The sequence below is a fragment of the Citricoccus sp. SGAir0253 genome (assembly GCF_005877055.1).
Lineage (GTDB): Bacteria > Actinomycetota > Actinomycetes > Actinomycetales > Micrococcaceae > Citricoccus.
Genome location: NZ_CP039424.1, coordinates 1 through 24,999, shown reverse-complemented (window position 1 = coordinate 24,999; position 24,999 = coordinate 1). Strand labels below are relative to the sequence as shown.

Annotated in this window: 17 protein-coding genes and 2 tRNA genes; 6 read left to right on the top strand and 13 right to left on the bottom strand. The window is 72.5% G+C overall.

All coding sequences use genetic code 11. The annotated features are described in order from the left end of the window. The first annotated feature begins 4 nt into the window (after positions 1–4). From E7744_RS00105 to pknB, 4 genes are read left to right on the top strand one after another with little or no spacing between them, the layout of a single operon-like run. A complete protein-coding gene (locus E7744_RS00105; protein WP_137772357.1) occupies positions 5–1,672 on the top strand; it encodes a PP2C family serine/threonine-protein phosphatase in 1,668 nt (555 codons plus the stop codon). Further along, positions 1,672–3,117: an FtsW/RodA/SpoVE family cell cycle protein gene (locus E7744_RS00100; protein WP_137772356.1), complete on the top strand. Its 1,446-nt coding sequence runs from the start codon at positions 1,672–1,674 to the stop codon at positions 3,115–3,117. Before E7744_RS00105 ends, E7744_RS00100 begins: the two co-directional genes overlap by 1 nt. Further along, positions 3,114–4,562, top strand: a complete 1,449-nt coding sequence (locus E7744_RS00095; RefSeq protein ID WP_137772355.1) for a penicillin-binding protein 2 — start codon at positions 3,114–3,116, stop codon at positions 4,560–4,562. Before E7744_RS00100 ends, E7744_RS00095 begins: the two co-directional genes overlap by 4 nt. Next, the gene (pknB, locus tag E7744_RS16540; protein ID WP_371415358.1) at positions 4,559–8,884 is read left to right on the top strand and encodes a Stk1 family PASTA domain-containing Ser/Thr kinase; all 4,326 of its coding nucleotides are present in this window, start codon (positions 4,559–4,561) and stop codon (positions 8,882–8,884) included. Before E7744_RS00095 ends, pknB begins: the two co-directional genes overlap by 4 nt. On the opposite strand, the gene E7744_RS00070 is transcribed toward pknB, so the two are convergent. Next, positions 8,885–9,550 (bottom strand): aminodeoxychorismate/anthranilate synthase component II, encoded by a 666-nt coding sequence (locus tag E7744_RS00070; protein WP_137772354.1) that lies wholly within the window; start codon positions 9,548–9,550, stop codon positions 8,885–8,887. It lies immediately after the preceding gene. A gap of 212 nt (positions 9,551–9,762) precedes the next feature. Here E7744_RS00070 and E7744_RS00065 point away from each other — a divergent pair, with 212 nt between their 5' ends. Next, positions 9,763–10,041 carry a cell division protein CrgA gene (locus tag E7744_RS00065; protein WP_137772353.1) on the top strand — a complete coding sequence of 93 codons (279 nt, stop codon included), beginning with the start codon at positions 9,763–9,765 and terminating at the stop codon, positions 10,039–10,041. Between the two features lie 640 nt (positions 10,042–10,681). Here the strand turns inward: E7744_RS00065 and E7744_RS00060 are convergent. Both E7744_RS00060 and E7744_RS00055 read right to left on the bottom strand, forming a co-directional pair. Next, on the bottom strand, positions 10,682–11,449 hold the full coding sequence (locus E7744_RS00060; protein WP_246858478.1) for a rhomboid family intramembrane serine protease: 768 nt from the start codon (positions 11,447–11,449) through the stop codon (positions 10,682–10,684). A gap of 181 nt (positions 11,450–11,630) precedes the next feature. Next, positions 11,631–12,176, bottom strand: a complete 546-nt coding sequence (locus E7744_RS00055) for a peptidylprolyl isomerase (protein WP_137772352.1) — start codon at positions 12,174–12,176, stop codon at positions 11,631–11,633. A gap of 200 nt (positions 12,177–12,376) precedes the next feature. Between E7744_RS00055 and E7744_RS00050 the strand changes: the two genes are divergently transcribed. Beyond that, complete coding sequence (locus E7744_RS00050; RefSeq protein WP_137772351.1) at positions 12,377–13,261, top strand: hypothetical protein; 885 nt, start codon at positions 12,377–12,379, stop codon at positions 13,259–13,261. Between the two features lie 161 nt (positions 13,262–13,422). Here E7744_RS00050 and E7744_RS00045 read toward each other — a convergent pair. From E7744_RS00045 to dnaA, 10 genes are all read right to left on the bottom strand, one after another. Next, positions 13,423–13,495: transfer RNA gene (locus E7744_RS00045), tRNA-Ala, on the bottom strand. 9 nt (positions 13,496–13,504) lie between these two features. Continuing rightward, positions 13,505–13,672 (bottom strand): hypothetical protein, encoded by a 168-nt coding sequence (locus tag E7744_RS15675; RefSeq protein ID WP_168199702.1) that lies wholly within the window; start codon positions 13,670–13,672, stop codon positions 13,505–13,507. A gap of 45 nt (positions 13,673–13,717) precedes the next feature. Next, positions 13,718–13,791: transfer RNA gene (locus tag E7744_RS00040), tRNA-Ile, on the bottom strand. 98 nt (positions 13,792–13,889) lie between these two features. Next, positions 13,890–14,477 (bottom strand): DUF3566 domain-containing protein, encoded by a 588-nt coding sequence (locus E7744_RS00035; RefSeq protein ID WP_137772350.1) that lies wholly within the window; start codon positions 14,475–14,477, stop codon positions 13,890–13,892. After that, entirely contained in the window at positions 14,477–17,104 is a 2,628-nt protein-coding gene (gene gyrA, locus E7744_RS00030) for a DNA gyrase subunit A (RefSeq protein ID WP_246858685.1), read from the bottom strand. The genes E7744_RS00035 and gyrA overlap by 1 nt, the downstream gene beginning before the upstream one ends. A 191-nt stretch (positions 17,105–17,295) precedes the next feature. Continuing rightward, positions 17,296–19,380 (bottom strand): DNA topoisomerase (ATP-hydrolyzing) subunit B, encoded by a 2,085-nt coding sequence (gyrB, locus tag E7744_RS00025; protein WP_246858684.1) that lies wholly within the window; start codon positions 19,378–19,380, stop codon positions 17,296–17,298. A 438-nt stretch (positions 19,381–19,818) separates the two neighbouring features. Further along, a complete protein-coding gene (locus tag E7744_RS00020) occupies positions 19,819–20,319 on the bottom strand; it encodes a DUF721 domain-containing protein (RefSeq protein WP_137774746.1) in 501 nt (166 codons plus the stop codon). A 191-nt stretch (positions 20,320–20,510) separates the two neighbouring features. Further along, positions 20,511–21,677 carry a DNA replication/repair protein RecF gene (recF, locus tag E7744_RS00015; RefSeq protein WP_137772347.1) on the bottom strand — a complete coding sequence of 389 codons (1,167 nt, stop codon included), beginning with the start codon at positions 21,675–21,677 and terminating at the stop codon, positions 20,511–20,513. Between the two features lie 20 nt (positions 21,678–21,697). After that, positions 21,698–22,828, bottom strand: a complete 1,131-nt coding sequence (dnaN, locus tag E7744_RS00010; RefSeq protein ID WP_137772346.1) for a DNA polymerase III subunit beta — start codon at positions 22,826–22,828, stop codon at positions 21,698–21,700. Between the two features lie 728 nt (positions 22,829–23,556). Beyond that, positions 23,557–24,999, bottom strand: coding sequence for a chromosomal replication initiator protein DnaA (dnaA, locus tag E7744_RS00005; RefSeq protein ID WP_137772345.1), 1,443 nt, complete (start codon positions 24,997–24,999; stop codon positions 23,557–23,559).

The following is a 24,999-nucleotide window of genomic DNA, read 5'->3' as shown; positions in this document are numbered from 1 at the left end:
CCGCATGCCACTGGTGCTCCGATTCGCCGCGCGCTCCGACGTGGGCAGGGTCCGGTCGAAGAACGACGACTCCGCCTACGCCGGACGCCACCTCGCCGTCGTCGCCGACGGCATGGGCGGCCACGTGGGCGGCGACGTGGCCAGCGCCTCCACGGTGCTGGACCTCGCCGCGCTCGACGCCACGGGCTACGAGGACCCGGCCACCGTGCTGCCGGACGAGATCCAGAACGCCAACCTCATCCTCAACGACCTGGTCCACGCGACCCCCAAGCTGGCCGGGATGGGCACCACGTGCACCGCCGTGCTGCTGGCCGGGGAGACGCTGCACGTGGCCCACATCGGCGACTCCCGCGCCTACCGCCTCAAGGACGGCGTCTTCGAGCAGGTCAGCGTGGACCACACCTTCGTCCAGCGGCTCGTGGACGAGGGCCGGCTGGACCCCTCGGAGGCGGAGAACCACCCGCACAAGAACGTGCTGATGCGCGTGCTCGGGGACGTGGACGCCTCCCCGGAGCTGGACCTCATGGCCCTGGCCGCGGCCCCCGGCGAGCGCTGGCTGCTGTGCTCGGACGGGCTGACCGCGGTCGTCCCGTCCACCGTGATCGAGCACAAGCTGCGCCACCGCCGCGACCTGCAGGCGGTGGCGGACGAGCTGGTGGAGCTGACCCTGGCCGGCGGCGCGCCGGACAACGTCACGGTGGTGGCCTTCGAGGTGGCCGAGGCCACTCCCGAGGAGACCTCCGAGCCGGCGCCCGTCCCGCTCTCCGAGCGGGCCCTGGCCGCCGCCACCCCGGACGGCGCCGGGCCGGTCTCGGGCTCCCTGCTGCGCGAGGACCTGGAGTCCCGGCCGCACGTGCTCGTGGGGGCCGCGGCCCAGGCCACGCAGACCGGCAAGATCCCGATCGTCACCCGGCGCAGCACGCAGAAGCGCGCCGCCACCCTGCTCTCCGGCACCGACGCCGCCGCGCGCCGCCCCGAACCGCCGCTGGACCCGCTCGCGGCCAGCGCCGCCTCGGACCTCATCGAGGGCGGCCGGCCGGCGGGCCGGCACCGCGCCGCACCCGCCGGTGCCGGACAGGCCGACGGCGGCCCCGCCGGGGGCCCCGGCGGCGACGGTTCCAACGGCAGCCGGGACCCCGGGGCCGCGCCGCCCGGCGCCCCGGTGCCCGGGGCGCCGGCGCCCGAGGAGGACGAACCGGTCCGGCGCCGTCGCTCGGTGTTCCTCCCCGTGTTCACCGCGCTGCTGGCGCTGATCCTCGCCGTGGTGCTGACGTGGAGCTACCTGTGGACGCAGACCCAGTACTACGTGGGTGCCCACGAGGGCCGGGTCGCCATCTACAACGGCGTCTCGCAGCGGCTGGGGCCCATCACCCTGTCCCACCTGGACTCCGAGACCGAGGTGCGGCTCGAGGACCTGCCCGCGTACTCGCGCCAGCGCGTGGAGGCCGGGCTGCCGGCCCGGGACCTGGAGCACGCCCAGGAGATCGTGGCGGACCTCGAGGGCTCGACCACCTCCCCGCCCGCGGACGGTCCCACCGCCTCCCCGGACGCCTCGGCGTCCCCGAGGCCCTCCGCCTCCCCGTCCCCGACCGGTGGCACGGCCCGGGCCACGACGTCGCCCTCCGGGACGCCCTCGCCGTCCGGATCCACCGCCCCGAGGAGTGATCGCTGATGTCCGAGGTCGTCTCCCCGGCCCGCCCGCGCCGCAACACCGAGCTGGTGCTGCTGCTGCTCGGCCTGTGCATCGGCGGCGGGGCCAACCTGCTCAGCGCGCTGGGCATGGACCGCGAGATCACCCCGGAGTACTGGGTGCAGATCGCCGTGCTGGCCATCATGGCCCTCGTGTTCCACCTCGTGCTCCGGCTGCGGGCCCGGTACGCGGATCCCTACATCCTGCCCATCGTGGTGACGCTCAACGGCCTGGGCATCGCGATGATCCACCGCATCGACGTGGCCGAGGGGGACGACGCCGCCACCCGCCAGCTGATGTGGACGATCCTGGCCATGGGCGTGGCCATCCTGCTGCTGTGGCTGCTGCGGGACCACCGGATCCTGCGGCGCTGGCCGTACCTGTTCCTGGCCGCCTCGGGACTGCTGCTGCTCCTGCCGCTCGTCCCCGGACTGGGCATGGAGATCAACGGCGCGCGCATCTGGATCAACCTGGGCGTCGGCTCGTTCCAGCCGGGCGAGGTCGCCAAGGTCACCCTGGCGATCTTCTTCGCCGGCTACCTCTCCGCCAACCGGGACCTCATCCTGCTGGCCGGCAAGAAGGTCGGCCGCCTCACGTTCCCCCGGTTCCGGGACCTGGGCCCGCTGGTGGTCGCCTGGCTCATCTCGATGGGCGTGCTCGTCTTCCAGCGTGACCTCGGCTCGGCGATCCTGTTCTTCGGCCTGTTCATGGCGATGATCTACCTCGCCACCTCGCGGACGTCCTGGATCCTGCTGGGGCTGGCCCTCGTGGCCGTGGGCGGCGTGATCGCCGTCAACACCATCTCGCACGTGGGCTTCCGCGTGGACGCCTGGCTCAACGCCTTCGACCCGGAGGTCTACAACCGCGCCGCCGGCAGCTTCCAGATCGTCCAGGGCCTGTTCGGGCTGGCCTCCGGCGGCCTGCTCGGCACGGGCCTGGGCTCGGGGCGCCCGGACATCGTGGCCTACGCGAACTCGGACATGATCATCGCCTCCTTCGGCGAGGAGCTCGGCTTCATCGGCCTGTCCGCGATCATCATGCTCTTCGTGCTGCTGGTGACCCGCATGATGCGCGCGGCCCTGGGCACGCGGGACACCTTCGGCAAGCTGCTCGCCGCGGGGCTGGCCTTCACCATGGCCCTGCAGTGCTTCGTGGTGATCGGCGGCGTCACCATGGTGATCCCGCTGACGGGCCTGACCACGCCGTTCATGGCCGCCGGCGGGTCCTCGCTGCTGTCGAACTGGCTGATCGTGGCCCTCGTGCTCATGGTCTCCCAGGCCGCGCGCCGGCCGGTCGCCGTCGGGCCCATGGTCAACGCCTCCGGCACCGGCTCCGGCCACCACGACCCGGCCACCGGCGCGGCGGGCACCGGGACGCCGGGCACCGGGGCCGCCGCCGCGACCACCACGGGAGGCAGGACCCCATGAACCAGGCCATCCGCAACACGTGGGTCGTCGTCGTCGCCATGTTCATGGTGCTCGTGGCGGCCATCTCGATCATCCAGGTGGTCGCCGCCGACGCGCTGAAGAACAACGACTTCAACTCGCGCCAGCTCTACCAGGAGTTCGGCTCCGCCCGCGGGCCCATCCTCGTGGACGGGACCGCGATCGCCGAGTCCGTGGAGTCCAACGACGACTTCAACTACCAGCGCGTGTACCACCAGCCCGAGCTGTACTCCGGGCTGACCGGCTTCTACTCGCTGTCCTACGGCGCCACCGGCCTCGAGGACAAGATGAACCGGTACCTCGCGGGCACCTCGGACGGGCAGTTCGTGGACCGGATCGTGGAGCTGTTCTCCGGCACCCCCATGGAGGGCGCCCAGGTCGAGCTGACGATCGACCCGAGGATGCAGCAGGTGGCCTACGACGCCCTGCCGGAGGGCACCACCGCCTCGGCCGTCATCACCGACCCGAAGACCGGGGACATCCTGGCCATGGCCTCCAAGCCGAGCTACGACACCAACCTGCTCGCCGTCCACTCCGGGGCCAAGGCCGCCCAGAACATGGAGGAGCTGCAGTCCGTGCCGGGGCTGAGCCCGTACGTGAACCGGCCCACCGCCTCGCTCGCCGCCCCCGGCTCCACGTTCAAGCTCATCGACACCGTGGCGATGCTCGAGTCCGGCCAGTTCGAGCCGGACACCACCGTGGACGTGCCGGACAAGATCACGCTGCCGAACTCCTCCACCCAGCTGGGCAACTTCGGCGGCGGCATCTGCGGGCGCTTCGACCGGGCCACGCTCGCCGAGGTCTTCGCCCAGTCCTGCAACACCCCCTTCGCCAACGCCGCCATGCAGCTGGGCCAGGACCGGATCCGCACCACCGCGGAGAACTTCGGGTTCAACGAGTCGATCGACATCCCGCTGACGGTCTCGGCCTCGCAGTTCCCCGGGGACCTGGACGATGCCGCCCTGGCGCAGTCGGCCCTGGGCCAGCGGGACGTCAAGGCCACCGCGCTGCAGATGAACATGGTGGCCGCGGCCATCGCCAACGACGGGACCCTGATGAAGCCGCAGCTGATCGACTCCATCCGGGGCTCGGACCTGACGCTGCTGGAGGAGACCGAGCCCGAGGTGTTCAAGCGCTCCACCACGCCGGAGGTCGCCGAGCAGATGACCCAGATGATGCGCGGGGTCGTGGACGGCGGCACCGCCTACCGCGCGGAGTCCGGCACGGTGGACATCGCCGCCAAGACGGGCACGGCGCAGATCAGCGCGGAGACGGACAACGTCCACTCGTGGATCACCGGGTTCGCCCCCGCGGACGACCCGCAGGTGGCCGTGACCCTCGTGTACCAGAACATCGACTTCGACACCGGCAGCGCGCTGACGTCGACGAACCTGAAGAAGATCATGGAGGCGGTGGTCACACAGTGAGGCCGACATCGGGTATCACGCTGGGCGGCAGGTACCAGCTCACCGAGCGCATCGCCATCGGTGGCATGGGCGAGGTCTGGAAGGCCCGGGACAAGGTCCTGGGGCGGCTCACGGCGGTGAAGATCCTCAAGGAGGAGTACACCGGGGACGCCAACTTCCTGCGCCGGTTCCGGGCCGAGGCCCAGCACACCGCGCTGCTGAACCACCCCGGCGTCGCCAACGTCTTCGACTACGGCGAGGAGGGCGGCTCCGGGTACCTCGTGATGGAACTGGTGCCCGGCCCGCCGCTGTCCGCCATCCTGGACAAGGAGAAGGTCCTGTCCCCGGACCGGACCCTGAACATCATGGCGCAGACGGCGCGCGCGCTGTCCGCCGCCCACGCCCAGGGGCTCGTGCACCGGGACATCAAGCCCGGCAACCTGCTCATCACGCCGCACGGGCGCGTCAAGGTCACGGACTTCGGCATCGCCCGGCTGGCCGACCAGGTGCCGCTGACGGCCACCGGGCAGGTGATGGGCACCGCCCAGTACCTCGCGCCCGAGCAGGCCACCGGCCAGCAGGCCACCGGGTCCTCGGACATCTACTCCCTCGGCGTGATCGGCTACGAGTGCCTCGTGGGGCACCGCCCGTTCTCCGGGGAGTCCCAGATCGCCATCGCCCTGGCCCAGGTCAACGACCCGCCGCCGCCGCTGCCGGAGTCCATCCCCGAGCCGGTGCGCGCGCTGATCATGTCCATGCTCTCGAAGGAGGCGCGGGACCGGCCGGCCAACGCCACCGCCCTGGCCGAGGCCGCCGAGGCCCTGCGCCGGCAGGACACCGCCTCCGCCGCGGCGTCCGTGCCCGGGATGCTCCCGTTCCTCAGCACCGGGGCCCCGACCGAGGCCGTCACCCAGCCGGTGGACTTCTCCGGGATGACCCAGACCCACGCCACCGAGGTGATCGAGCGGCCCGCGGGCGCCTCGGGATCCCGGGGCACCGGGACCTCGGCCCTGCCGCTCGCGGGCTCCGCCGCGGCCGGGGCGGCCGTGGGCGCGGGCGCCGCGGCGGCCGGGTCCCCCCGGATCTCGGCCACGGGCGGGCCCGACGCCGGCCCGGGCACCGGGGCCGCCGACCTCGCGGCCGACGGGCGGGACGAGGACCTGGACCGCACGGCCGAGCCGCGCCGGCGCAGCCCGTGGACCTGGCCGCTGATCGGCCTGCTCGCGCTGGTGCTGTTCGTGCTCCTGGGCATGTGGCTGGGCCCGCTGCTCGCCCGGGGCCCCGCCGAGGAGTCCTCCTCGGCGCCGGCCACGCCCTCCACCTCGGCCACCTCGGCCACCTCGGCCAGCGCCTCGGAGTCGCCGACCGCGAGCGAGACCACCGAGGCGCCGCGGACCGTGACCATCTCGGCGGCGTCCTACCTGGGGCGGCCCGTGGACGAGGTGGCGGCCGAGCTGCGCGACCTGGGCTTCCAGGTCACCCAGACCGGCCAGCGGAGCTCCGAGGTGACGCCGGGCCTCGTGCTCGGGCTCGACCCCACCGGCGAGGTCCCCCTGGGCCGGCTCATCACCGTGACGTACGCGGAGGCGCCGCCGACCACGCAGGCCCCGCCGTCGGAGTCCTCCTCCGCGCCGGAGACGAGCGCCCCGGCGAGCTCGACGCCCGCCGAGACCACCGCCCCGCCCTCGACGAGCGCCCCGGCCAGCCCGTCCGCGCCCACCGAGGACCCCACCTCCGCAGCCCCGTCGACGAGCGCGCCGGCCACGAGCACCGCGCCCGCCACGGACGAGCCCACGGCGGACACCACCGCCGACACGACCGCCGAGACCGGCGCCGCCTCCCCGGCTCCCGGGGGGACGGCGCAGCGTCCTCGCTGGACGCGGCGCCCGCCGAGGAGAGCTGACCGCCGGGACCACCCGGGCCACCCTGCCGCGAGCCCCCTGACGAGCCCCCGACCAGTCACCGACGAGTCCCCACGGAACAGGACCTGCACAGTGCCACACCAACGCATCCTCAACGGCCGGTACGAGGTCGGTGACCTCATCGGCCGGGGCGGCATGGCCGACGTGTTCCAGGGCCGCGACCTGCGCCTGGGGCGCCGGGTGGCGATCAAGATGATGCGCCCGGACCTCGCCCGGGACCCGCAGTTCCAGTCGCGCTTCCGCCGGGAGGCGCAGTCCTCGGCCGCGCTGAACCACCCGAACATCGTCTCCGTCTACGACACCGGCGAGGAGACGTTCGAGGATGCCGGGCACCACGGGGTGGACTGCCCCTTCATGATCATGGAGTTCGTGGACGGCCGGACCCTGCGGGACCTGCTGCGCCACGACGAGCTCTCCGTGGACCAGGCGGTGGAGTGGACCTCCGGCGTGCTGGCGGCCCTGCACTTCAGCCACGAGGCCGGCATCGTCCACCGGGACATCAAGCCCGCCAACGTCATGGTCACCGGCTCCGGGGCGGTGAAGGTGATGGACTTCGGCATCGCCCGGGCCCTGGCCGACTCCGCCGCCACCATGACCCAGACCCAGGCGGTCGTGGGCACCGCCCAGTACCTCTCCCCCGAGCAGGCCCGCGGGGAGACGGTCGACTCGCGGTCCGACCTGTACTCCGCCGGCTGCCTGCTGTTCGAGTTGCTCACGGGCCGCCCGCCGTTCGTGGGCGACTCCCCCGTGGCGGTGGCCTACCAGCACGTGCGGGAGGACCCGCCCGCCCCGTCCACGCTGAACCCCCAGGTCTCCCCCGCGTTGGACGCGGTCGTCGCCCGGGCCCTGGCCAAGGACAAGGACGAGCGGTTCCAGACCGGCCTGGAGTTCCGCGCCGCGCTGGAGCGGGTCCTGCGGGCTGCCGACGCCGGCCCGGCCGCTGCCGCGGGCGGGTCCGGTGCCGCGCGGGCCGGGACGGGCGGGGCCGCCGGGGCCGCATCCCCGGGCGCTCTCGGTACGGCCGGGGCGGTCGCGGCCGTGGGCGCCGCCGGTGCCCACGCCGCGACGGGCTCCCCGTCCGGACGCGACGCCGATCCGGACGCGACGGCCGCCGTCGCCGTCGTCCCGGGCCCGGGCACCGGGCAGGTCGCCGGACCGGCCACGGAGGCCCTGCCGGGGGTGCGGGGGCCGGTGCACGAGGACACCGAGCCCATCCCCGCCCTCGGTGGGGATCCTGCCGAGGAGGGCCGCGGCGGCGCCGCGGGCCCGGCCGCGCCCGTCGCGGCGGCCGACGGCTACCCGGGGACCGGGGAGCGCGGGCCGGCGCCCAGCGCGTCCACGCCCCCGCTGTCCGAGGACACGGGCCACCCCCTCGCCTTCGCCGCGATGCCCCACGACCCCCAGGAGGCGGCCCGGCGGCCGGCACCGCGGCGGCGTCACCGGGTGTGGATCCCCGTCCTCGTCGTCATCCTGGCCCTGGCCGCGGTGGCCGGCGGCTGGTTCCTCATGGACGAGCTGAACCGGCGGAACCTCGAGGCCAACCAGGTCACCGTCCCGGAGGTCGCCAACCTCACGCAGATCGAGGCCCAGAACGCCCTGACGGCGGCGGAACTGCGCCCCATGCTGGAGGAGGTCCACGACGACGAGGTGGCGCGAGACCTCGCCGTGGGCACCGAGCCGGAGGCCGGCACCACCATGCAGAAGGGCCAGGAGGTGGCCCTGCTCATCTCCCTGGGCCCGGACCAGGTGGTGATCCCCGAGAGCCTCGCCGGCCAGTCGGAGGCCACCGCCCGGGACGTCCTCGAGGAACTCGGGCTGTCGATCTCCTCGGTCCGGGACGTGCCCTCCGCGGACGTGCCGCGCGACCGGCTGGTGGGCACCTCCCCGGAGCTGGGGTCGACCGTGCGCTCCGGGGCGTCCGTGGAGCTGCAGGTCTCCTCCGGCATGGTCGAGGTGCCGGCCCTGGTGGACCTCAGCCGCGCCGAGGCGCAGGCCGCGCTGGAGGACGCGGGGCTGCGGATGACGGTCGTGGAGGTGGCCAACGAGGTGGTCCGCGAGGGCACCGTCGTGGCCCAGGAGGAGGCCGAGGGCACGGAGGTGCCCCAGGGGTCCTCCGTCACCGTCGAGGTCGCGGTCCGGCCGCAGCGGCCCGCCCCGCGGCCCACACCCACCCCGACGCCCACGCCGAGCGCGACGCCGACCCCCACGCCCACGCCGAGCGCGACGCCGTCCGCGTCGGCCTCCGCCTCGGCCAGTCCCTCGCCGTCGGGCACCTCCTCGTCCGCCAGTCCCTCACCGACGGGCAGCGCGACGGGGTCCCCGGCGCCGTCCGACTCACCCCCGCCCACCGGGCCGGGGAACAACCGGGGCAACGGCGGCGGGAACGGCGGCGGGAACGAGGGCGGTGACGAGGACGGCTGATCAGCCGACGAGCGGGGAGAGCGTGTCCGCTCGCTCGGCCACCCCGGCCATGCCGAGGGACTCCAGCCAGTTGGCGAGCATCCGGTAGCCCCCCTCGGTGAGGACCGACTCGGGGTGGAACTGGACGCCCCACAACGGCGCGGTGCGGTGGGCGACGCCCATGACGATGCCGCCCTCCGTCTCGGCGGTGATCTCCAGCTCCGCGGGGACGGTGGAACGCACGGCCGCGAGCGAGTGGTACCGCGTGGCGGAGAACGGGTCCGGGACGCCGGCGAACATCGGGTGCCGGCCGTGCCGCAGCCGGGAGGTCTTGCCGTGCATGAGCTCCTCCGCGTGGGTCACCGTCGCCCCGAAGGCCTCCGAGATCGCCTGGTGGCCCAGGCACACCCCGTACAGGGGCACCGCGTGCTCGGCCGCCCAGCGGACCATGGCGATGCTGATGCCGGCCTCCGCGGGCGTACCCGGGCCGGGCGAGAGCAGGACGCCGTCGCGCTCGGCCGCCAGTTCGATGGCCTCGCCCACCGTGACGGCGTCGTTGCGCACCACGAGGGTGTCCGCCCCGAGCTCGCGCAGGTATCCCACGAGCGTGTAGACGAAGCTGTCGTAGTTGTCGACCACGAGGACGCGCGCCGGGGCGCCGTCGGGTCGCTGGGACGGGGAGGTCATGCGGGGGTGCCTAACGTCGAGTCGGTGGTTCGGGGACCGGGACGGACCGGACCACGGGTGGACGCGGTCCTGCCGGCGGCCCCGGCGGTCCGGGCAGGCCGGCGGCGGTCGCCGCTAGACTGATCGGGACCGGAGTCGTCTGCAGCAGAATACGCCTCCCCGGCGTCTCCGGCACCGTGACCGATCCCGTCGAAGAGTCGAAGAGGAATCCCTTGCCCGAGTCGAAGTCCCGCAGGACCGGTAAGAACCACGTCTCCGCCGAGCGGGCCGAGCGCCGGGCCGCCGCACGCGCCGCCGCCCAGGAGCCCGGGCCGCTGCCCGTCTGGTACAAGGCGATCATGTTCGGCCTGATGATCATCGGCCTGCTGTGGATCATCGTCTACTACATCACCATGGGCCTGGCCCCCCTCCCGCAGGCGGGCGGCTGGAACATCGGCATCGGCTTCGGCATCGCGGTCATCGGCTTCGTCATGACCACCCGCTGGCGCTGACCCGGCACGGACCCGGCGCACTCCCGGCGGACGCCCGGGGCTGACCCGGCCGTCGTCCGGAGTCGGGCGGGCCGTCACCCCTGAGCGACCAGTGCGTCATGCAGGGGTGACCGGGCGGTCGCCCGGCTCCGGAGGGACCGTCCGCCGGCGCATCCGGGGTCGGCTCACCGCCCCCCGGTCCCTCGCCTCCCGGAGCGCCACCCTCCAGGCCGTCCCCTCCGGGTCGCCGTCCCGAAGCCTCTCTCCTCTCGACGCCGCCCCTCCCGACCCCCCTCACGGCCGCGGACTCCCGACGGCGGCCCCGATCGCGGCACGGACCTCGTGATATCCACCGGCCCCTCACCCTCCGCTGGAAGACCTGTGGACAACGGTGGTGAATTCGGCCCGGCCTGCCCGTCCTGCTCCCCACGCCCTGTGGAAGAGTGGAGCCGTTCTCCCCACGGAGGGGCCGGCCTGTCCACACTGTCGCCACGGGCCTCGGATTCCCCGGCGGACAGGGATCTTGCTGTCCACAGCCGCCCCTGTGGAGGGAACGACACCGGTGTGATTCATCCACAGTGTGGATAACGACTGTGGATAACCCTCCTTGTGAATCACACCCGTGTCATTCCGTCCACATCCGTGGATAACCTTGTGGATATCAGGCGAGGCCGAGCAGCACCGTCGGGGTCAGCCGGGCGGCACCGAGCACGGCCAGGACCACCAGCGTCCCGGCGACCGCCGCCGTACCCAGCCACTGCCGCAGCGCCGGTCCCCGGCGCGCGTGGGGCACGTAGGCGAAGACGGCGGCGCAGGCCGCCCCGGACACGAGGCCACCGATGTGCCCCTGCCACGAGATGTTGGCACCCATGAAGGACACGACGAGGTTCACGGCGATCAACGCCACGATCGAGGTCACGTTCCCGCCGGTGCGCCGCAGCACGATGAACAGGGCCGCGAAGAGCCCGTAGACGGCCCCCGAGGCGCCCAGGACGGGCACGTCCGGCGGGGAGAGCCACAGCACGGCCACGGAACCGCCGAGGGCGGCGACCAGGTACAGCGTGAGGAACCGGGCCCAGCCGAGGACCGGTTCGAGGATCCGGCCCATCATCCACAGGGTGAAGAGGTTCAGCAGGATGTGCAGCGGATTGCCCAGCGAGTGCAGGAACGCCGAGGTGAGCATCCGCCACGGTTCCGTCATCCAGGCGGAGGTGTGCACGCCCGCGTACCAGAAGAGCTCGGTGACGCCGGGCCGCTGGCCGGCCGTGAGCCACTGCAGCACGTAGGCCACCGCGCACAGCCCGATCAGGACCCACGTGACCGTGGGACGCTCCGCGCTCCGCGGCCGCCGGGCCGCCGCGAGGCCCGTCCGGGCCGGCGTCGGGCCGCCCAGCGCACGCCCCGGCCGCGTCCCGGCGCGGAGGTCCACCACGCAGTCCACGCAGTGCACCCCGACGGCGGCCGGGCGCTGGCACTCGGGGCAGGCGGGCCGGCCGCAGCGCTGGCAGCGGATAAGGGACGGGCGGTCCGGATGGCGCGGGCACACCGGCAATGGCCGGCCTGCCGCGCCCTCCGGACCGCCCGGGGCCAGGTGGGACACTCGAGGTGCCTCAGGCTTCCTTGATCTCGATCGACTCGATGACCACGTCCTCGACCGGCTTGTCGCCGGGGCCGGTGCGCACGGAGTTCAGCTCGTCCACGACCTTCTGCGAGGCCTCGTCCTTCACCTCGCCGAAGATGGTGTGCTTGCCCTGCAGCCAGGTGGTGGGCACGGAGGTGATGAAGAACTGGGAGCCGTTGGTGCCGCGGCCGCCCTGGATGCCGGCGTTGGCCATGGCCAGCTTGTAGGGGGTGGTGAAGTCGAGGTCCGGGTTGATCTCGTCGTCGAACTGGTAGCCCGGGCCGCCGATGCCACGGCCGAGCGGGTCACCGCCCTGGATCATGAAGTCCTTGATGATGCGGTGGAAGATGGTGCCGTTGTACAGCGGGGTGCCCGTCTGGGTCTCGCCCGTGGCCGGGTGGGTCCACTCCTGGTCCCCGGTGGCCAGGCCGATGAAGTTCCGCACGGTCTTCGGCGCGTGGTTGCCGTAGAGCTCGACGACGATGTCCCCGGCGTTGGTCTTGATGGTGGCGATGTGGGTCGCGATAGCAGTCATGTCCGCCATTGTTCCACCTGCCGCGCGTGGGGGCCGGTCCTGGGCCTGACCGGGGCCCCGTCTTCGCCGAGGGCCGAACCCGGGGCGAACGTCCCCGCCGTGCCGCCGCCGCGCCGAACCCCTTAGGCTGTACCCAGGCCCGGCGCACCGGTTTGCCGCCGGCACAGCAGAGTGCACCAGCGCACGTCATGGAGGTTCGAATGAGCAAGAAGACGACTGCCCCGACTCTCGAGGACCGGCTCACCACCGGAGTGGACCAGGCCGCGCTCTGGGCCGCCCCGAAGGTGGAGGCCGCCCTGGCCTGGGCCGAGCGCGGGCTCGGCGAGGGCAAGGTGCGCGGCAAGGCCGCCCGGGCGCAGGCCTCCCACCAGGTCGCCGACACCATCGAACGCCTCACGCCGCCGGTCAAGGCCGGCCTGGGCCAGGCCGGCGCCGCCCTGGCGGGGGCCGCCGAGCGCGTCGCCCCGGTCGTGGAGACCGCTCGGCACAAGGTCCAGGACGAGTACGTCCCCGCCGCCTCCGGACGGCTGGCCGGCGTCGCGGGCCAGGCCTCCCGGGCCGCCCACCACGCCAAGGTCTCCCCCGCCGTGGAGAGCGCCCTCATCGGCCTCACCGGGGACAAGAAGGCCGTGAAGAAGCTGCGCAGGGCCGCCGAGCAGTACGCGAAGTCCGCGGAGAGGCAGCTGAAGAAGCAGGCCCGCAAGAGCGGCTCCGGCAACACCGGCTGGCTGGTGGCCGGGATGGTCGTCGCCGCCGGCGCGGCCGCGGTGGCCGTCTGGCAGCTCACCAAGCCGGTCGACGACCCGTGGAAGGCCCCGGCCCCGGCCCCGCTGCCGCGCACCGGAGCCCCCGCCGGTGCCACCGTGCCGGCCGCGGCCGCCACCACGGGTGCCGACCCGGACCTGGCCACGCGCGCGCCGTCCACGCCGGCCGCCACCCCGGCGAGCACCGCCACCACCACGCTCCCCGCCGCGACCCCGGGCGCCGGGACCACCCCCGCCCCGGCCGTGGCCGCCGGTGACGCCGTGGTGGACACGGCCGAGGAGAAGGTCGAGGGCGTCCCCGCGCCGAAGTCGGCCGAGTGAGGCGGCCGGGCCGGTCCCCGCACGGGTCCGGCCCGGCACTCGGGCCCTCCGGGCCGCCGTCGCGCCCGCCGGGGCGCACGGGGCGCCCCGGGACGGACCGGGACCCGTGGCATGACGAAGGGCCCGGGATCCGCACTGGATCCCGGGCCCTTCGTCATCGGTGGAGGCAAGGGGACTCGAACCCCTAACCCCCTGCTTGCAAAGCAGGTGCGCTACCAATTGCGCCATGCCCCCGAGGGGTGTTCAGTTGTCCCGCGCGTCCCGCTCCGGGCTGCCCTGCGCCGTGGTGTCGAGGGAATCCGTGGCCGAGCTCCAGACCTGCTTGCCGCGCTCGTTCTCGCGCCAGGCTCGGACACCGAGCACGGCGGCCACGCCGGCCGCCACGGCGACCAGTCGTGCCGCTGGCTTCATGATGCCGCCTTCCCCGGCGCGGGGCCGGTGGGGGAACTGCGTGAGTGGGCGTACCAAGACTTGAACTTGGGACCTCTTCGTTATCAGCGAAGCGCTCTAACCGCCTGAGCTATACGCCCTCACCGTTCCGGGAACGCGTCCCCGGAACGAGAGTCCACGATACCCCAGCCGGGCCGCCGGGCAAAATCGGCGGTCCGGCCGCGGGTCGCGGGAGCCGTCAGTCGTCGGTGAGGGTCACGCCGATGCCGCCGACGAGGGTGGACGAGATGTTGTAGAGGACCGCCGCGAGCATGCTCAGCGCCGTCAGCAGGACCACGTTGACCACCGCGATGATGGTGGCGAACGAGGCCACCTGGCCGAGGGAGATGATCTGCTGGACGGTGAACGAGCCGCCCTCCGAGCCGAGCACCTGCGCCAGCAGGTCGTTGACCTGGTCGAAGATCCCGGTCAGGTCCATGACGGTCCACAGCACCACGGCGCCGACCACGGTGACGATGCCCAGGGCCACGGAGAGCAGGAACGCCATCTTGAGCACCGACCAGGGGTCGATCCGGGAGACGAGCAGCCGGGCCTTGCGGACCTTGGCCTTGGGCGCCGGCCGGACCAGGCCCTGCTGGGCCGGGCGCTGCGCGGGCCGCTGGCCGGACGCCGGACGTCCCTGGGCCTGCCCCGAGGGGCGGCCGTTCTGGGGGCGCTGGGCGGCCGTCCGGGCCGGCTGGGCGGCGGTCCGCTGCTGGGTCCCGCGGGCGGGGTTCGTGCCCGCCGGGCGCTGGCCCGTGGACCGGGGCGTTCCGGATGTGCTCACTACTGTCCTCCGTCAGTCTCCGCGTCCGGGCCGGTTGCACCCGTGGCGGATTCGGTGGCTGTCATGGTCGCGTCGGCGTCCGCCTGCGTGTCCGCGGGCGCCGCCTCAGGGTCCAAGGGTACTTCACCCTCCACGGCGTCCTCGGCGGCCTCCCCGTTGGCGCTGTTGAGGTGCTTCTCGTTGTTCAGCGTCACCGCGATGATCCGGTCGTTCTTGTCCGGCTTGGCGAAGATCACTCCCATCGTGTCCCGGCCCTTGGCGGGGACGCCGGCGACGGCGGAGCGGACCACCTTGCCCGACTCCATGACCACGAGCACCTCGTCCTCCTCGTGCACCACCAGGCCGCCCGTGAGCACGCCGCGGTCCTCCACGACCTTGCCGACCTTGATCCCGAGGCCGCCGCGGTTCTGCACGCGGTACTCGTCCACGGCGGTCCGCTTGGCGTACCCGCCCTCCGTCACGGTGAAGACGAAGGAGTCCTCCCGGACCACGTCGGCCGTGAGCAGCTCGTCGCCGGGGCGGAACTTCATGCCCGTCACGCCGGAGGTGGCCCGGCCCATCGGCCGCAGCGCCTCGTTGGTCGCGTTGAACCGGAGCGACTGGCCGTTGCGGGAGATGAGGAACAGGTCGTCCTCCTCCGAGACCAGCTGGGCGGAGACCACCTCGTCGCCCTCGCGCAGCTTGATGGCGATCACGCCGGCGCTGCGGTTGGTGTCGTAGTCGGCGAGCAGCGTCTTCTTGACGAGGCCGCTGCGGGTGGCCAGCACGAGGTAGGGCGCCCGCCCGTAGTCGGTCAGGGGCATGACCTGGGCGATCCGCTCCTCCGGCTGGAAGGCCAGGAGGTTGGCCACGTGCTGGCCCTTGGCGTCCCGGCCGGCCTCGAGCAGTTCGTAGGTCTTGATCCGGTAGACCCGGCCCAGGTTGGTGAAGAACAGGATCCAGTGGTGCGTCGAGGTGGTGAAGAAGTGCTCCACCACGTCGTCCTCGCGCAGGGAGGCCCCGCGCACGCCCTTGCCGCCGCGGTTCTGGGCGCGGTAGCTGTCGATCCGCGTGCGCTTGATGTACCCGCCGCGGGTGATGGTGACGACCATCTCCTCCTCGGGGATGAGGTCCTCCATCGACATGTCGCCGTCGTAGCCGTAGAGGATCTCGGTGCGGCGGTCGTCCCCGTACTTGTCCACCAGCTCGGCCAGCTCGGCGGAGACCACCTCGCGCTGGCGCTGCGGCGACTCCAGGATGGCGTTGTACTCGGCGATCCGGGCCTGCAGCTCGTCGTACTCGTCCTGCAGCTTCTGGCGCTCGAGCGCGGCCAGGGAGCGCAGCTGCATGTTGAGGATGGCCTGGGCCTGGTCGTCGTCGATCTCGAGCAGCGTCTTGAGCTCCTCGCGGGCGACCTCGGCGCTGGCGGAGCGCCGGATGGTCGCGATGACCTCGTCCAGCATGTCCAGGGCCTTGAGCAGGCCCTGCAGGATGTGGGCTCGCTCCTCCGCCCGGCGCTTGCGGAACCGGGTGCGCCGGACGATGACCTCGATCTGGTGCATCACCCAGTGGTGCACGAAACCGTCCAGGGACAGGGTGCGCGGCACGCCGTCCACGAGGGCCAGCATGTTGGCGGAGAAGTTCTCCTGCAGCTGGGTGTGCTTGTAGAGGTTGTTCAGCACCACCTTGGCCACGGCGTCCCGCTTGAGCACGATGACGAGGCGCTGGCCGGTGCGCCCGGAGGTCTCGTCGCGCATGTCGGCGATGCCGGTGAGCTTGCCGTCGCGGACCATCTCCGCGATCTTGGCGGCGAGGTTGTCCGGGTTGGCCATGTAGGGCAGCTCGGTGATCACGAGGCAGGTCCGGCCCTGGATCTCCTCGACGCTGACCACCGCGCGCATGGCGATGGAGCCGCGGCCGGTCCGGTAGGCGTCCTCGATGCCCTTGCGGCCCAGGATCTGCGCCCCGGACGGGAAGTCCGGGCCCTTGATGCGCTCGAGCAGGGCCTCGAGCAGCTCCTCGCGCGTGGCCTCGGGGTGCTGCAGGTACCACTGCACCCCGTCCACGACCTCCCGCAGGTTGTGCGGCGGGATGTTGGTGGCCATCCCGACGGCGATGCCCGAGGAGCCGTTGACCAGCAGGTTGGGGAACCGGGCCGGCAGCACGGTGGGCTCCTGCTGCTTGCCGTCGTAGTTGTCCTGGAAGTCGACGGTGTCTTCCTGGATGTCCCGGACCATCTCCAGGGCCAGGGGCGCCATCTTGGTCTCGGTGTAGCGCTGGGCGGCCGCGCCGTCGTTGCCGGGGGACCCGAAGTTGCCCTGGCCCAGGGCCAGCGGGTAGCGCATGACCCAGTCCTGGATGAGCCGCACGAGGGCGTCGTAGATCGCCGAGTCGCCGTGCGGGTGGTAGTTGCCCATGACCTCGCCGACCACGCGGGCCGACTTGTTGAAGGACCGGTCCGGGCGGTAGCCGCCGTCGTACATGCCGTAGAGCACGCGCCGGTGCACCGGCTTGAGCCCGTCCCGCACGTCCGGCAGCGCGCGGCCCACGATGACGGCCATCGCGTAGTCGAGGTAGGACCGCTTCATCTCGGTCTGCAGGTCCACCTGCTCGACCTTGTCGGCGCCCTCCAGGTTCGGGGCGATCACCGGGGCGCCGGCCTCGGCCGGCCCGCCGGCGTCGGGCGTCGGGTTCTCGGTGTTCTCGGGGTTCTGCTCGTCACTCACGCGCTTCGGTCCTCGGGTCTCGTCAGGGTGGTCCGCCGGCGGGGCGGGCACCGCACGGCTGGGCGGGCCCGGCCCCGGGCCGCGGGGTCCGGGTCAGGTGTCTCGGGAGGGACTCAGATGTCCAGGAACCGGACGTCCTTGGCGTTCTGCTGGATGAAGGACCGGCGGGATTCCACGTCCTCGCCCATCAGCATGGAGAAGATCTCGTCCGCCGCGGCCGCGTCGTCCATGGTCACCTGCAGCAGGGTCCGGTGCTCCGGGTCCATGGTGGTGTCCCACAGCTCCTGGTAGTCCATCTCGCCCAGGCCCTTGTAGCGCTGGATGCCGTTGTCCTTGGGGTAGCGCCAGCCGCGGGCCAGGCCGGCGGCGATCGCCTGGTCGCGCTCCTCGTCCGAGAACACGTAGTCGTGCGGGGCGTTGGACCACTTGATCCGGTACAGCGGGGGCTGCGCCAGGAACACGAAGCCGTTCTCGATCAGCGGGCGCATGTAGCGGAACAGCACCGTCAGCAGCAGGGTGGTGATGTGCTGGCCGTCCACGTCCGCGTCCGCCATCAGGACGATCTTGTGGTACCGCAGCTTGGTGAGGTCGAACTCCTCGCCGATGCCCGTGCCGAACGCGGTGATCATCGACTGGATCTCCGCGTTGGAGAGGGCGCGGTCCAGGCGGGCGCGCTCCACGTTGAGGATCTTGCCGCGCAGCGGCAGGATCGCCTGCGTGGTGGGGTTGCGGCCCTGCTTGGCCGAGCCGCCGGCCGAGTCGCCCTCCACGATGTAGACCTCGCACTCGACGGGGTTCTTCGAGGAGCAGTCGGCGAGCTTGCCGGGCATCCCGAAGGACTCCAGGGGCGACTTGCGCCGGGCGTTGTCCCGGGCCTTGCGGGCGGCCATGCGGGCCTGGGAGGCCAGCTGGGCCTTGCGGATGATGTCCTTGGCCGGGCCCGGGTTCCGCTCGAGCCAGTCGCCGAGCTGGTCCGAGACGATCTTCTGGATGAAGCCCTTGGCCTCGGAGTTGCCCAGCTTCGTCTTCGTCTGGCCCTCGAACTGCGGCTCGGAGAGCTTGATGGACAGCACCGCGGTCAGGCCCTCGCGGACGTCGTCCCCGGTGAGGTTGTCGTCCTTGGCCTTGAGCAGTTCCTTGTCCCGGGCATACCGGTTGACGAGGGAGGTCAGCGCCGCGCGGAAGCCCTCCTCGTGGGTGCCGCCCTCGTGGGTGTTGATGGTGTTCGCGTAGGTGTGGACCGACTCGGAGTAGGCGGTGGTCCACTGCATGGCCACCTCGGCGGCCATCTTGCGCTCGGTGTCCTCGGTCTCGAAGGCGATGACGTCGTCGTGCACCATCTCGACCTTCTTGTTCGAGTTCAGGTGCTCCACGTAGTCCAGCAGGCCGTTGTCGTACTTGTAGTCGACGGTCCGCTTGCGATGGGACTCCAGCTCGTGCCCGATCGGGGCCGGGGTCTCCTCGGTGGCCGCGTCCTCCGGGGCCTCCGCCGTGGCCTCGGCCTCCGGGTCACCGGCGATCTCGTCCTGCTGGACCTCGTTGGTCTCGATCGGGCGCTCGTCCGTCAGCGTGATGCGCAGGCCCTTGTTGAGGAAGGCCATCTGCTGGAACCGCGCGCGCAGCGTCTCGAAGTCGAAGACGGTCGTCTCGAAGATCTCCGGGTCCGGGTAGAACACCTGGGTGGTGCCGGTCGCGTCCGTCTCCTCGCCCTGGACGAGCTCGCCCTGGGGCACGCCGCCGTTCGCGAAGGACATCCGCCAGACGTGGCCCTGGCGGCGGATCTCGGTCTCCACGCGCGTGGACAGCGCGTTCACCACGGAGATGCCCACGCCGTGCAGGCCGCCGGAGACGGCGTAGCCGCCCCCGCCGAACTTTCCGCCGGCGTGCAGGATGGTCATGACGACCTCGACCGTGGGCCGGCCCTCCGTGGGGTGCATGTCCACGGGGATGCCGCGGCCGTTGTCCTCCACGCGGACGCCGCCGTCGGCCTGCAGCGTGACGCGGATGGTGTCGCAGTACCCGGCGAGGGCCTCGTCCACCGAGTTGTCCACGACCTCGTAGACGAGGTGGTGCAGGCCGCGCGGGCCCGTGGAGCCGATGTACATGCCCGGCCGCTTGCGCACGGCCTCCAGGCCCTCGAGCACCGTGATGTCACCGGCGCCGTACTCGTGCTCCACCTTGCGGGTGGCCTGGGAGATCTCGGAGGAGGTCGCCTCCGGTGCCGGTGCGGCGGTCTCCGGGGGCAGGCCGCTCTGGTCAGTGCCGTTGTTCTCTTCGGCCACGGGCGTCTACGGCTCCTCGGTTCGGGGACAGTCTCGGCGGACCGTGCCGGCCCCGAGGGGGACACCTGCGGGCACGGCCCGTCCAGGTTCGGCACGACGTCCTTCATATCCTACTCCAGAACGCGCCCGGAGCGCCCATCGGAGGGGTGCGCCGGGCCAGGACATGCCCCCAGACGCGCAGAACCGGCCTTCCGCCCCGCTCGGGGATCGCCCTCCCGGTCCCCGTCCGCCCACCGGGGGGTGAGTGGCTCAGATCGCCGTTGGCGGGTTCGGCGGACGGCGTCGCGGCAGCGGGTCCGGGCCGGGCGCCGGGACCCGGCGGGGCTTGGCGGGGCTTGGCGGGAGGGAGCGGGCCTATCCGTAGGTGTCCCGCGGGCCCCTGCCCCGGACCACGCGCGGGCCCTTGCGCCAGGACGGGGCCGCGGGGCCGGCCACGCGCAGGCTCGTGACGATCCCCGGTCCCAGGGCGTCCTCGAACCGCTGCAGCAGGGCGGGCGTGAGGAGCTTGAGCTGGGTGGCCCACGCCGTGGAGTCACAGCGCACCGTGACCACCTCGTTCTCGAAGCTCTCCGGCCTGCAGTGCAGGGCGATGTCCGGCCCCACCAGCTCGTCCCAGCGGGACAGCACGGAGCCGACGGCCACCGGCGAGGACCATCCGCGGTCCGTCACCAGGCGGCCGAACACGTCGCCGAGCATGCGCGGGTCGCGGGCGTCGGCCACCGGGCCCCGACGCCGGCCCCCACCGGCCCGGCCGGCACCCTGCGTCCCGGCCGTGCCGCGCGCCGGGGTGGAGGACCGGCGCCGGGCCTCGCCCCGGGCCTCCGCGGCCTGCCGGACGCGGTTGAGCGCGACCAGGGCGGCGTCCGGCTCCTCGGGCGCCGGTCCCGGCGGGGTGGGGTCGGCGGGTCCCTGCGGCGCCGGCGCGCCGGGCCCCGGGGCCGCGTCCGGTCCGGTCCCCGGCGTCCCGGCGTCCCGTGGCTCGCCCGCGCGCCCCGCGTCGTCCGGGGCCCATTGGTCGTCCGCCGGACCCGCCTCGCCGGCACGCGTCACGGCCGGACCCCCGGATCGAGCGTGCTGCCCTCCTCGCCGAGGCTGACACCGATGCGCGGCCCGCGCAGCTCCACGGGGATGTCCTCCGCCACGGCGGCCGTGACCAGCAGCTGTTCGGCGTCGGACACCAGGGCGGCCAGGCGGGTGCGGCGGCCGGCGTCGAGCTCGGCGAAGACGTCGTCGAGGATCAGCACGGGGCGGGCGTCCGGGTCCGGGTCGTCGGCCACCAGCACGCGGTAGCTCGCCAGCTTCAGGGCCAGGGCCAGGGACCAGGTCTCGCCGTGGGAGGCGAAGCCCTTGGCCGGCGCGGGCCCCAGGGCCAGTGCGAGGTCGTCCCGGTGCGGTCCGGCCAGGGTGACCCCGCGGTCCCGCTCCTGCCGGCGGCGCGAGCCCAACTCGGCGAGCAGTGCCTCGTACAGCTCCTCCTCGTCCGGGACGGTCCCGTGCTGGCCCGCCGCGGCGGGGACCGTGGACTCGTAGCTGAAGCCGGCGGGCTTCCGGCTCCCGGCCAGGGCGGCGTACGACTCGGTCAGCGGCGCGGCGAGCATCCGCAGCACGTGGAGCCGGCCGTGGAGGACGCGGGCCCCGGCGCGGGAGAGGTGCTCGTCCCACACGGCGATCGTGTGCTCGTGCTCCTCCGTCCACGTCCGGGAGGCGCGGGCGTTCTTCAGCAGCGCGTTGCGCTGGCGCAGCACCCGCTCGTAGTCGCTGCCCGCGTCCCCGAGGGCGGGGCGCAGCTGGACCACGAGGTCGTCGAGGAACCGACGGCGGACGGAGGGGTCCCCGGTGACCAGGGCGAGGTCCTCCGGGGCGAAGAGCACCGAGCGCAGCAGCCCGAGCGCCTCGCGGGCCCGCTGGGGGGCGCCCCGGTTGATGGCCGCCCGGTTGGACCGGCCGGGGTTGATCTCCATCTCGACGGCGACCGCCCGCTCGCCGCGGTGGATGCGGCCGCGGATGATCGCCTGCGAGGCCCCGAACCGCACCAGGGGGGTGTCGTGGGGCACGCGGTGGGAGTCCTGGGTGGCCAGGTACCCGATGGCCTCGACGATGTTCGTCTTGCCCACGCCGTTGGACCCCACGAGGACGTTGGGCCCGGGGACGAGGTCCAGCTCCGCCTGGCGGTACGAGCGGTAGTCGGTGAGGGACAGGTGGGACAGGTGCACGGCGCTCGCGACCGGCGGCGTCAGTTGGCCAGGCGCACCGGCATGACGAGGTACCGGTAGTCGTCCTGCTCGGCCGAGTCCGGCTCCTGCTGGGCGGTCATGAGGGCGGGCTTCGGGGCGGTGGTGAAGGAGAACCGCACGTAGGGGGCGTCGATCACGTTCAACCCCTCGCCCAGGTAGGAGGGGTTGAAGGCCACGGTGATCTCGTCGCCGTCGAGCGCCGCGTCCAGGGACTCGTTCGCGGAGGCGTCGTTGCCGGTGCCCGCGTCGAGGGAGACCTGGCCGTCGGTGAAGACCATGCGCACGGCGGTGTTGCGCTCGGCCACCAGCTTGACGCGGTTGACGGCCTCGACCAGGGGACCCGTGGCCACGACGGCGTGGATGGGGCTGGACTCCGGGAAGAGTGCGCGGATCTTCGGGTACTCGCCGTCCACCAGGACGGAGGTGGTCCGGCGGCCGCCGGAGGAGAAGCCGATGAGGTCGGAGGTCGAGGACTCCCGGGGCAGCCGCAGCTGCAGCTCACCGCCGCCGGCGAGGGACTTCGCCACCTCGGTGAGGGTGCGGGCCTTGACGAGCAGGGAGGTGGAGATGGACGGGTCCGCGGGTGCCCAGTGGAGTTCCTTCATCGCCAGGCGGTAGCGGTCGGTGGCCAGGAAGGTGATCCGGTCGCCCTCGATCTCGAGCTTCACGGCGGTGAGGATCGGGAGGGTGTCGTCCCGGGAGGCGGCCACGGTGACCTGTGCGACGGCGTGCGCGAAGGCGCTGCCGTCCACGGTGCCGGCCGACTCCGGCATCTCCGGGAGGGCGGGGTACTCCTCGACCGGCATGGTGGCCAGCTCGAAGCGGGAGCTGCGGCACGTGACGATCACCTTTGACCCCTCGGTCTCCACGGTGACCGGGGCGGCCGGCAGGGACCGGACGATGTCATTGAGCAGCCGGCCGGAGACCAGGATCTTGCCGGGGGCCTCGATCTCGGCCTCGATCTCCAGCTGGGCGGAGGTCTCGTAGTCGAAGCTCGCGATGGAGACCAGGCCGCTCTCGGCCGTGATCAGCAGGCCCGAGAGCACCGGCACCGGAGGGCGAGGGGACAGGGAGCGTGCGGTCCAGGAGACGGCATCCGTCAGGATGTCTCGCTCAACGGTGAACTTCACAGAAGTATCCGCCTTTCTCGCAGACGGCAGGTCTAGTCGTTCGGCTCCATCGGGACGTCCACCCACCTGGGGTCCCTCATGCACACCGACGGCCGGTGCTGTGCCAGCTTACCGTGACTCGCCGGTGCCGCGAATGCCGGGAAACCGGGCCGACCTGTGGTTGAGGCGCCCGAGGTGGGGGAGTGTTCCCGGGCAGTTCGGCCGCCCCGGGGTCGGGGAACGGGGTGCGGCCCCGGGCGGGGGAGGCCACCGGCCGCGTGGGCTCCGGTCCACGGTGGGCGTCGGGACCGATCTGGGCCGGTGGGACGAGTCGCGGTCGACGGACGGAGGGTGAATGTTCTTGGGATTCTCTCTTAACAGGGATGAGTAGTGTTAATAACCCCTGTGGAAACTGTGGATAACCCCTCTTCCCGGCGCCTGAACGCGGTTAAGCCTGTGGATGGGGCGGTGGAGGGTCTCCGTTGTCCCTGTGCACGGCCGGTGCACAACCTCCGCCGGCCCCGCAACCCGATCCACAGCTCGCCCGGCAGTTGTCCAGAGCCTGGGGGCGGTCCTCCACTTAACGATCCACAGCGTTGTCCACAGCTGTGGGTGCCACCCTTGAGATCTCGCGGTTCTGCCTGTGGAATTCTGTGGACAACTGTGGAGAAGTGCTCCCGGGGCCCGGGTTCACGGGGTTAAGGCTGTGGGTCCACCCTCGAGTTAAGGATGAAGGTCGCCGGCCGGGGTCAGCGGGCCCGTTGCTTCTGCTTGATCCGGTTCGTGAGTTCCGTGACCTGGTTGTAGATCGTCCGGCGCTCGGCCATGAGCTCGCGGATCTTCCGGTCGGCGTGGATGACCGTGGTGTGGTCCCGGCCACCGAGCTCCTGGCCGATCTTGGGCAGGGACATCTCGGTGAGCTCGCGCAGCAGGTACATGGCGATCTGCCGGGCGGTCACCAGGGTGCGCGTGCGGGACTTGGAGGTCAGCTCCTCCATCGTCAGGTTGAAGTACGCCGCCGTCTCGTTGAGGATCGCCGGCGCCGTGATCTCGTGGGCGTCCTCGTCCGTGATGAGGTCGCGCAGCACCTGCTCGGCGAGCTGGGTGTCCACGGGCTGCTTGTTGAGGGACGCGAAGGCGGTCACGCGGATCAGGGCGCCCTCGAGCTCGCGGATGTTCGTGGAGATGTTCGAGCCGATGTACTCCAGCACCTCTGGCGGCGCGGTGAGCCCCTCGGCCTCGGCCTTCTTGCGCAGGATGGCGATGCGCGTCTCCAGGTCCGGCGGCTGGATGTCCGTGATGAGACCCCACTCGAAGCGGGAGCGCAGCCGCTCCTCGAAGCCGGAGAGCTGCTTCGGCGGCAGGTCGGAGGTGATCACGACCTGCTTGTTGTTGTTGTACAGCGTGTTGAACGTGTGGAAGAACTCCTCGACGGTGGCTTCCTTGTCCGCCAGGAACTGGATGTCGTCGATGAGCAGGATGTCCACGTTGCGGTACACCTGCTTGAAGCTGGCGCCCTCGTCGTGGCGGATCGAGTTGATGAAGTCGTTGGTGAACTCCTCCGAGTTCACGTAGCGCACCCGCAGTCCGGGGTACAGGTGCCGGGCGTAGTGCCCGATGGCGTGCAGCAGGTGGGTCTTGCCGAGCCCGGACTCGCCGTAGATGAACAGCGGGTTGTAGGCCTTGGCGGGAGCCTCGGCCACGGCGTTGGCGGCGGCGTGGGCGAAGCGGTTCGAGGACCCGATCACGAACGTCTCGAAGTGGTACCGCGGGTTCAGCCGGCTCGTCTCGTCCGAGGTCGACGGCGGCCCGGGCGCGGGGGCGGGCGGCGCCGAGCGGACCGGGGAGGCGGCCGAGCGGACGGCGGGCACCTCGCGGACCGGGGTGGCGCGCACGGGCACCGGGGACTCCTCCGCGCGGGGCGCGGCGAGGGTGGAGTCGATGGAGTAGGCGCAGAGGATCTCGGTGCGGAACACGTCCTGCAGGGCGGCGGCCAGCGGGTCCTTCAGCTGGGTCTGCAGCACCTCGCGCGTCAGCTCGTTCGGGACGGCCAGCAGGAGCGTGTTGCCGATGAGTCCCTGGGCCTGGGCCAGGCCCACGTGCCCGCGCTGGCGTGGGGAGACGCGGTCGTCCTCCTCCAGGGTGCGCACCACCTTGCGCCAGGAGCTGCTGACAGCCTCATCTGCAACCAT